Raw genomic sequence first — 9554 nt, forward strand, 5'->3', positions numbered from 1 at the left:
AGGAAAGGAAGTGCCAACGGGTATGTCTACAGGGAAAGTTACCGTAGATGGTCATGTGGTGGAAATAAATGATGCCAGGAATATCCTGGAAGTAGTGCGCCGGGCCGGTATCAAACTGCCTACCTTTTGCTACCACTCGGAATTGAGCGTTTACGGGGCCTGCCGCATGTGCATGGTGGAAGTGGAGGGCCGGGGGCTGGTGGCTTCCTGTTCCACACCTCCAGCCGACGGGATGGTTATTCACACCAATACCCCTCGCACCCGCCGGCTGCGCCGCATGATTATCGAATTGCTCCTGGCCAACCACGATCGGGAATGCACCAGCTGCGAGCGCAGCGGTAGCTGCAAACTGCAGCAACTGGCCCGCCAGATGGGGGTTACGGAGGTGCGCTTCGGGCAGCGGGATAAGAAGATGCCGGTGGATGATACTTCCCCGGCCCTGGTAAAGAACCCCAACAAGTGCATCCTCTGCGGCGACTGCGTGCGCATGTGCAAGGAGGTCCAGGGGCTGGGGATCTGGGACTTTGCCTTCCGGGGTTCCAAAACCCAGGTAACCACCGCCTTTGGCAAACCCCTGCAGGAAGTAGCCTGTGTTAACTGCGGTCAATGTGTGGCTGTATGTCCTACCGGCGCCCTTACGGTCAAGTCGGAAGTAGGTAAGGTTTGGGAAGCCATCCACGATCCGGATAAAGTGGTGGTGGTGCAGGTGGCTCCGGCGGTAAGGGTGGCCATCGGCGAGGAATTCGGCCTCCTGCCCGGGGAAAAGGCCACCGGGCAAATGGTGAGCGCCCTGCGGAAAATAGGTTTTGACCGCGTGTTTGACACCCTGTTTACTGCCGATATGACCACCATCGAGGAAGGGATGGAGCTGCTGGGCCGGCTGGAAAAGGGCGGCAGGCTGCCCCTGTTTACCTCCTGCTGCCCGGCCTGGGTGAAATATGCCGAGCAGTTCCACGCCGACCTCCTGGAAAACCTGTCCACCTGCCGGTCGCCCCAGCAGATGTTCGGTTCCCTGGTGAAGAAATATTACGCCCGGGAGATTGGTAAGAATCCGGCGGAAGTGGTCTGCGTGTCGGTAATGCCCTGTACGGCTAAAAAGTTTGAAGCCAGACGGCCCGAATTTACCACCGGGGGCGTCCCCGATGTGGATTTCGTCCTCACTACCATGGAGCTGGCCCAGATGATCAAGGAAGCGGGTATCGTTTTTAACGAGCTGGAGCCGGAAATGTTTGACAATCCCCTGGGGATGGGTTCCGGCGCGGCGGTCATTTACGGTGCCTCGGGCGGGGTAATGGAATCGGTGGTGCGCTTTGCTGCGGCCCAGCAGTCCCCCGGTGATGTGGGCCGGGTGGACTTTTACCCGGTGCGGGGTATCCAGGGAATTAAGGAAGCCGAACTAGAGATCGGCGGGCAAACCCTCAAGCTGGCAGTGGTAAACGGCCTGGCCAATGCGGAGAAGCTCATCAACCGCATCAAGTCGGGGGAAGCCTTCTACCATGCCGTGGAAGTAATGGCCTGTCCCGGCGGCTGCCTTGGCGGCGGCGGTCAGCCTTACCCCAACAATACCGCTTCACGGCTAGGGCGCATGAAGGGCCTTTACGCCCTGGACCGGGCGGAACAGCTGCACAGGCCCCAGGACAACATTTTTGTCACCAGAGCCCTGGAACGGTGGTTTGGCGGCCCGGCCAACGCCAATACCCATCAGGCCCTGCATACCCGCTACTACCCGCGGCGGCGCATCAGCGGCAAGCCCGTAGAAGTGAGCGGCCGCCGGGACGAGCGCCCGGTGGAGGTAGCGGTTTGCGTGGGTACCAATTGTTACCTCAAAGGTTCCTATGACATTTTAAATAAGTTCATGACTCTGGCGCGGCAGATGGGCATCGCCGATTACGTGCAGCTGAAGGGAACCTTCTGCCTGGAGCACTGCGACCGGGGAGTAAGCATTAAAGTCAACGATGAAATCATTACCAACGTAACCCTAGAGAATGCTGAAGAGGTTTTCAAGACAAAGATTGCCATCAAGGCCGAGCCGCCCTGGGTGGTTTAAGGAAAGGCGGTGCGACAAGGGACGGGGCAGGAACCCCGTCCTTTATCGTAGAAATGTTCATAAGCTGTGGGGGTAAATATTCAGTAAGCCCTGTTTGGCTGCGGCGCTGTCCCCGCTCACTCCGGTGCTTCGCGCCGACAGCACCGCGGCTCGCTTCGGGCCGCCCAGCACTCACTGAATAAGCCATACTGCGAAGGCCAAATTTTCTACTGCCTTTTGCATTTGCCTTGGAATGAGCATCTTTGCCGGTGAGTGCTGGGTTCGCCGGGTGCTGTTATCGGCGCTTCGCAAGTCGTTCGCTCCGGACAGCGCCGCATCCTTGTCATAACGGTTTTTCTGAGTATTTACGCTGTGAGCAATACATTGTCACCCAGGTCATATAAGCCGAACTATTTTCGAGGGGGCACTTTTAGTGGGTGAACAGGTATCCTTTCCCATCACCACCGTGGCCGACCGCTGCCGGGATTGTTACCGCTGCATCCGTTCCTGCCCGGTGAAAGCCATTCGTATCGAAGCGGAAAACGACAAGCTGCGTGCCCGCATTGTAGAAGACCTGTGTGTCCTCTGTGGCCGGTGTGTTTTAACCTGCCCCCAGGGAGCAAAAAAGGTTACTTCGCGCCTGGAGCGGGTGAAGGAGTTGCTTGCCTGCGGAGGTCCGGTTGTCGCCAGCGTAGCCCCTTCCTTTGCGGCCGTGCTGCCCACCGACCATGCTCTGGCCCTGCCCGCCCTGCTCAAAGCCCTGGGGTTTGCCCTGGTACAGCAAACTTCCTGGGGGGCCGAACTGGTCTGCCGGGCGCAAAAGCAATTGCCCAAAGACAGATCGTACATTTCCACTGCCTGCCCGGTAGTAGTGAACCTGGTGGAAAAATACTACCCGGAGTTAATTCCCATGCTTGTTCCCCTGGTGTCCCCCATGGTCGCCCACGGGCGGTGGATCAAGCAAGCCTACCCGCAAAGCCGGGTGGTCTTCATCGGGCCCTGTATCGCCAAAAAAGATGAAGCCAGGCAATTTCCCGATGCCGTTGATGAAGTGCTAGGATTTGACGAACTCTGGCGGTGGCTTGAAGCGGAGGGACTTTCCCCCGGCCAGTTTGTTCCGGGGGATTTTGATCCTCCCCACCCCCAAAGGGCCATCCTTTTCCCGGTGGAAGGCGGCGAGCTGCACACCCTGTCTTTGAGCACCGACATGCTTGATACCCGGGTGGTGGCCATCTCGGGGCTGGTAAACTGCATTGATTTCCTTTCCCAGCTGCAGCGGGGGGAAATCAAACACCCCCCGGCCTTTATGGAATTGCTGGCCTGCAGCGGCGGGTGTATTGCCGGCCCCCTTATGGAGACTGCCGGGGACATCTTCGTGCGCCGCCAGAGGATCATTGAATATTTCCGGGCCAGATCTTCTGCCGCCTCCCTCACACGGGAGGAGGAGGGTCGGCTCCTGCCCTTAAACATGCTCCGGCGGCGCTACCGGGAACGCAAGATTTACCGGCCCGAACCGCCGGCGGAAGCCATCAAGCAAATACTGGCGCAAACGGGCAAGTACACTCCCGAAGACGAATTGAACTGCGGTGCCTGCGGCTACAACTCCTGCCGGGAAAAGGCTGCGGCGGTGTACTGGGGGATGGCCGAGGTGCAGATGTGCATCCCCTACATGCGGCGCCGGGCGGAATCCATGTCCAACCTGGTGATCAATGCCATGCCTAACGGCTGTATTATTGTGAATCGGCACCTGGAGATCCTGGAGGCAAACCCGGCGGCCCGGGAGATGTTTGGCTGGCAGGGGAAAGAGATCACCGGGCAGAAGCTGGATCAACTGATCGATGCCACCAACTTCCGCCGGGTGCTGGCTACCGGGGAACCCTTGAACGTTTTGCATACCTATGACGAACACGACCGGATCATCCGGGAAGTAATCTTTCCCCTGGAAAAGGGGGAGGTTGTGGTGGGCATCCTGGTGGACATCACCCACGAGAAGCGCCAACAGGAAGAGTTAAGGCAAATGAAGGCCCAGACCATCAAGCGGGCTCAGGAGGTCATTAACAAGCAAATGAAGGTGGCCCAGGAAATTGCCGGCCTGCTGGGGGAAACCACGGCGGAGACCAAGGTTTTGCTCAGCCAGTTAATTCGCCTGATGCAGGAGTAGTGGCTGTAGATAAGGGGGGTGAGCCGCTCTCTTCCCTCGAATAAAATCGGGGGTACTCCAGCGGCGAGTTTTCATGAAAATTTCCCTTGACATTGGGAGGGCTCAGCTAAATAAGGCTGGGGAAGAGCTCTGCGGCGACAGCATCGAGGTAGTCAAAACCCGCTCTTCTACTATTGTGGTCCTCTCCGACGGCCTGGGCAGCGGAGTGAAGGCCAACATCCTCTCTTCTCTGACCACCAAAACTGCCGCCACCATGCTGCGCATGGGCGGGGAAATCGAGGAAGTCATTGAAACCCTGGTGCAGACCCTGCCCACCTGCAGGGTGCGAAAGCTGGCCTACAGCACCTTCTCCATCCTGCAGGTCATGGCCGCCGGTCGGGCTTATCTGGTGGAATACGACAACCCCAGGGCCTTCCTGGGCCACGGGGATCGGTTGAGGGAAATCAGCCGTATCCGGCGGGTGATCAATGACAAAGAAATTACGGAAGCTTTTTTCGATTTCCAGGAAGGGGACTGGCTGGTGCTGATCAGCGACGGGGTGGTGCACGCGGGTATTGGCGGCGTCCTTAACCGGGGCTGGGGCTGGGACGGGGTACGCACCTTTCTTTTGGAGCTGGCCGCCAAAAACCTGGACGCGACAGCCTGGGCAAAGGAATTAATCCAGCGGTGCCACCAGCTTTATGCCGGCCGGCCGGGTGACGATACCAGCGTGGTGGTAGTGAAAGCTCTCGCCCCCCGTAAGGTGACGGTAATGATCGGGCCCCCCATGGACAGGTCCGCCGATGCCCTGGTGGTGGAAAAACTGGTGCGCTCGCCCGGAGTGAAGGTGGTCTGCGGGGGTACCACGGCCAACATTGTGGCCCGCGTTCTGGACAGGAAAATAGAGGTGGACCTTTCCACCCGCAGCGACCGGGTGCCACCGGTAGGCTTCATTGCCGGCATTGACCTGGTTACCGAGGGTACCCTGACCGTGCTTTACGCCCTGGAACACCTGCGCCAGGAGTTGCCCCCGGAGGATTTGCAAAAGGCCCGGGACGGCGCCAGCCGGCTGGCGGCCACCCTGCTTTGGGCGGACGTGATCCATTTTATCGTGGGGCTGGCCGTCAATCCGGCCGGAGATTGCGCCTACAAGCACCGGACCATCGAACAATTAATCCGTTTGCTCAGGAAAAAGGGGAAGGAAGTCACAGCGGAATACCGTTAAGAGGTGGAAAATGACCTTTGCCAGGATTGTCATTTTAAGATACAGAAGCTGGAGGATTTTCACAGGAGATCGGTTATTCCTGGAGCACACATCGTAAGAATGTGTGCTCTTAGATTTTAACGGGAGATATTTAACTCAGTGGACCTGAATGGCCATTCTTACCCCCTTTGCTTATAAATATTACCTTATAAGGGTTATTATTAACCGGTATTTCCCTTATTACCCTTTCCAGTGGTAAACTTTAAAAAAAAACGACAAGGGGAGACGGCCGTAAGTGAGGGTTGAAATTCTTCAGCGCAAAGTTTTTTTTCACGGTGGCATTCAAGGGCTCATTTTAACCATAGTAGTGGGGATTCTTGCTCATAATATTGCCACACTACCTTTTTTTTCTGTATCCGGACCTATGGTTATTGCAATTTTAATTGGTATTTGCTGGCGAGGCGTTATGGGGATCCATAAACATGCTAATGTAGGGATAAATTTCGCCAGTAAGAGACTTTTGCGTTATGGTATCGTTTTGATGGGTGTTCGACTCAACCTCGATGCTATAGTTGCTACAGGTCCCAAAATTATTCTTCTCGATGCTGCGGTTATTTTGACGGCCATTGTTATTATTTGTTTTCTGGGACGATTATTTGCTGTAGAGGAACGGTTGGCTTTACTAACAGCGGTAGGAACGGGTGTTTGTGGAGCTGCTGCTGTAGCTGCCGTTACGCCAACGATTAAGGCCAGCCAGGATGAGACAGTTGTATCAGTGGCAAGTGTTGCCGTTTTGGGGACCATTGGTAGTGTTTTATATGTCTTACTACAGCCGTTTTGGGGCCTGGATGCAAGTTCTTACGGCGTTTTTGCAGGAGCAACCTTACATGAAATAGCACACGTGATAGCTGCAACCCAGTCGGTAGGAAGCTCTGCGGCTAACATGGCCCTTTTAACCAAACTCGGCCGGGTGGCCCTGCTGGTTCCCGTTACCCTGGGAATAAGCCTCTGGTTTAATTTGAAAAATGGGGAGAAAGAACAAATTAGCGGGTGGCGTAACCTATCATTTCCCTGGTTTCTTCTGGGTTTTCTCGGGATGAGTTGCCTTAGAACCACTGGTTTAATACCAGATGAGCTTGCTTCTTTAATCCTGCAAATTAGTAATCTTTTTTTGATTATGGCCATGGCGGGCATGGGACTTAACGTTGATATTGTAATGTTTAAACGTATGGGCTTAAAATCATTTTTCGTCGGTTTGCTCGGATCCCTGGTCATTTCGATTGCTGGATTTGCTGCTGTTCGCATTGTTCATTTTTAGGCTTTGGAGGTGTTAAGATGGTTAGCGGGCTGGCAGAGCAACTTTTAAGAGGATATCAACTGGAAGTAGCAAGTATTTCCATTAACAGGATTATTCTAGCGGTGGATGGTTCGGCTCCGGCTGTTGAAGCAACTAAATATGCCGTAGCTTTAGCCAGGTGTCACGGTGCAAAAATAACTGCTGTGTTTGTAGACTCCGACGGTGAAGAGGCCGTTGTTCCGGAAGATCAGTGGGAATTCCTGGCAAAAAAGAGTAAAAGGATCCGTTATGGACTGGCTGGCCTGGAGCTTGTTCAGAGGTACGGTAAGGCATACTGTTTAGATGTTAAGCAGCTTCTTTTAAGGGGCAATCCTGTTAAACAGATTGTAGATACTGCTGAAAAAGAAGAGGCCGACTTAATTGTTGTGGGGGATACCGGCTTAACGGGAATTAAAAGAATAGCATTGGGGAGTGTTGCAGAAGCAGTGGTTGAAGCATCAGAAATCCCCGTTCTGGTTGTTAAGGGTAGGTAGCAATCGCCATGAACTTTCACCAGTTGTATATTTTCAAGATAGTAGCTGATAAAAAGAGCTTTTCAAAGGCAGCACAGGTTCTGTTTATTTCCCAGCCGGCCATCAGTATGCAAATTAAATCCCTGGAAGATCACTTCGGCACACGGTTATTTGAGCGCAACACCCACCAGGTGAATCTAACGGAGGCCGGCCGTGTCCTGTATAATTATGTAGAGAAGATCTTGTCCCTGGTAGATGAAGCAGAGAAAGATATCTCTGCCCTTACAGGATGTATGAGGGGTACACTGTCCATTGGAGCAAGTTTTACTCTGGGTGAGTATGTAATTCCCCAGGTAATTGGCCGTTTTAAGAATCAGTATCCACAGGTAAAAGTGTTTCTACAGGTAACCAATACAGAGCAAATTGCGAAACGGGTATCAAAAAACATCCTGGATTTAGGACTGGTAGAGAGTCATGTAGACGATCAGGAACTGGTTGCCAGCCCCTTTTTGCAGGACGAGTTGATGGTGGTACTTCCGGCTGGGCACCCTTTAGCTGGGAAAAAGTCTATCTCGCTGGATGAATTCGTTGCGCTCCCCCTGGTGTTGCGGGAACAGGGGTCGGGTACAAGGAAAGTTACCGAAGAGCGGTTGAGGGAAGCGGGGGTGGAATTGTCTGCATTAAACGTTGTCATGGAACTGGGGAGTACCGAAGCAGTAAAAAAGGCTGTAGAAGCTGGTTTTGGAGCCAGTATCATTTCCATGTGGGCGGTTCAAAAGGAATTAAAACTATGTACGCTTGTACCTGTGAGGATTAAGGGATTTTCCTTGCTTCGAAACTTTTATTTAATTTATAAAAAAAACAGGTCCCACACATCTGTGGTAAAAGAGTTCGGTTCTTTTATAGAAGAAGGTGCTTTTCTGTATTAGTTTCAGTCAAGCCAGGGTGGCTTTTTTGCCGATGGCGGCAAAAACTTGAAGGCCAAGGAAGTAATGGCAGAATACCATTAGACGGGTTATAAACCTCTGTTCAGTGTATCAATTATGAAAATTAATTGCATTTGGAGGATTTTCTTTAAATGAAGTAGAATTTAAGACGGAGGTGGTTGCGGGCCGTCTTTTTTATTTCTTCTATTTCTTCTTCGTAACATCGGGTGGGGTGGTGGTACCACACATGCACTCCCTCAAACAGCAAATTACCTTACTCGTGGTTGGGGCAATTATTATCATGACCGCGGGTTTCATGCTGGCGGTTTTCTTTCAAACCCGGGCTACCGCCCTGATGGCCGCAGAAACCAAGGCCATGAGTGACCTGGCCACGGTGGAAGCACTGATCAATCTGCAGTATCCCGGCCCCTGGAGGGTTAAAGACGGGGTGTTGTATAAAAGTGAAGTTAAAATTAACGATAACTTCGCCATTGTCGATTACGTGGAAAAGTTGACCGGTGACTCATGTACCATCTTTTTAAATGATGTACGCGTGACCACCACCGTGCGGGATGACCAGGGCAACAGGGCCGTTGGTACCCGTGCTTCTAGAGAAGTAGTCCAAAAAGTGCTCGGGGCCAAACAGGAATATGTCGGTGAAGCCTACGTGGTCGGCGGGAAGTATCAGACCGCATACAAACCGATCACGGACGAAAGCGGAGAGGTAATTGGTATGCTCTACGTGGGAGCACCCAGAACCTTTTACGATACCATACTGTACGGTTCACTTAAAGTTATGGGTCTGGTGGCAGTGGTATTGACCCTGGTAATAGGCCTGGGGGCCTGGGTCTTTACCCAGCGCACCATTATCGATCCCCTGCAGGAGATCATTGCAGGTACAAGACAGGTGGCCCTGGGCAGCCCGGGGCAACCTGTGGCCGTACACAGCAACAACGAGATTGGTGAACTGGCCCGGGCCTTTAACCAGATGGTGGAGGGAATGCAGGCCCTGGCCAACGAGCTGGGTAAAGTGGCCGGCTTTGCCCAGAACAACGGGCAGTTGCCCCTTGCTAAGACTGTTGCTTCCCAGGTTAATCAGCAAGATGTGTTTGGCAATTAAAAAATGATGAATTCGGCAATCAAAAAATGCAGAGTTTGCCATCACGCTCGGTAATTATTCTCCCTCGAATCGGGAGATTTCAGTTCGCTGTGGTCGTAATCCTATTATCTTTATCTTCCGACTGGTTAATAGCTATGGCTGAGAGCGCTTTCTGCAAACGATAGCTCTCCCCTTCAAAGGCCAGGATATGGGCATGGTGGACCAAACGGTCGATGAGCGCCGCTGTGAGGCGGTTATCCCCCAGCACGGTGTTCCACTGACCAAACTGTAAGTTGGAAGTAACAATGATACTTTGTCGTTCATACGCTTGAGCTACAACGTTGAATAAG

Annotated in this window: 8 protein-coding genes; 7 read left to right on the top strand and 1 reads right to left on the bottom strand. The window is 53.3% G+C overall.

The annotated features are described in order from the left end of the window. Positions 1-22 precede the first annotated feature (22 nt). The 7 genes from BUA65_RS14595 (at position 23) to BUA65_RS14625 (ending at position 9225) form a co-directional block, all read left to right on the top strand. Positions 23-2047, top strand: coding sequence for an NADH-dependent [FeFe] hydrogenase, group A6 (locus BUA65_RS14595; RefSeq protein WP_072870774.1), 2025 nt, complete (start codon positions 23-25; stop codon positions 2045-2047). A gap of 412 nt (positions 2048-2459) precedes the next feature. Continuing rightward, a complete protein-coding gene (locus BUA65_RS14600; protein ID WP_084062523.1) occupies positions 2460-4187 on the top strand; it encodes a [Fe-Fe] hydrogenase large subunit C-terminal domain-containing protein in 1728 nt (575 codons plus the stop codon). 73 nt (positions 4188-4260) lie between these two features. Next, entirely contained in the window at positions 4261-5391 is a 1131-nt protein-coding gene (locus BUA65_RS14605) for a SpoIIE family protein phosphatase (protein ID WP_072870776.1), read from the top strand. A gap of 274 nt (positions 5392-5665) precedes the next feature. Further along, positions 5666-6688 carry a YeiH family protein gene (locus tag BUA65_RS14610; RefSeq protein WP_072870778.1) on the top strand — a complete coding sequence of 341 codons (1023 nt, stop codon included), beginning with the start codon at positions 5666-5668 and terminating at the stop codon, positions 6686-6688. 17 nt (positions 6689-6705) lie between these two features. Beyond that, positions 6706-7200 (top strand): universal stress protein, encoded by a 495-nt coding sequence (locus BUA65_RS14615; protein WP_084062525.1) that lies wholly within the window; start codon positions 6706-6708, stop codon positions 7198-7200. Positions 7201-7208: 8 nt separating this feature from the next. Then, positions 7209-8108 (top strand): selenium metabolism-associated LysR family transcriptional regulator, encoded by a 900-nt coding sequence (locus BUA65_RS14620; RefSeq protein ID WP_072870780.1) that lies wholly within the window; start codon positions 7209-7211, stop codon positions 8106-8108. Between the two features lie 244 nt (positions 8109-8352). Further along, positions 8353-9225, top strand: a complete 873-nt coding sequence (locus tag BUA65_RS14625) for a cache domain-containing protein (protein WP_072870781.1) — start codon at positions 8353-8355, stop codon at positions 9223-9225. Positions 9226-9304: 79 nt separating this feature from the next. On the opposite strand, the gene BUA65_RS14630 is transcribed toward BUA65_RS14625, so the two are convergent. Then, positions 9305-9554: ATP-binding protein (locus BUA65_RS14630; RefSeq protein WP_165613272.1), on the bottom strand; the 250-nt coding region annotated here is incomplete at its 5' end.

The sequence above is a fragment of the Desulfofundulus thermosubterraneus DSM 16057 genome, assembly GCF_900142025.1.
Taxonomy (GTDB): Bacteria; Bacillota; Desulfotomaculia; order Desulfotomaculales; family Desulfovirgulaceae; genus Desulfofundulus; species Desulfofundulus thermosubterraneus.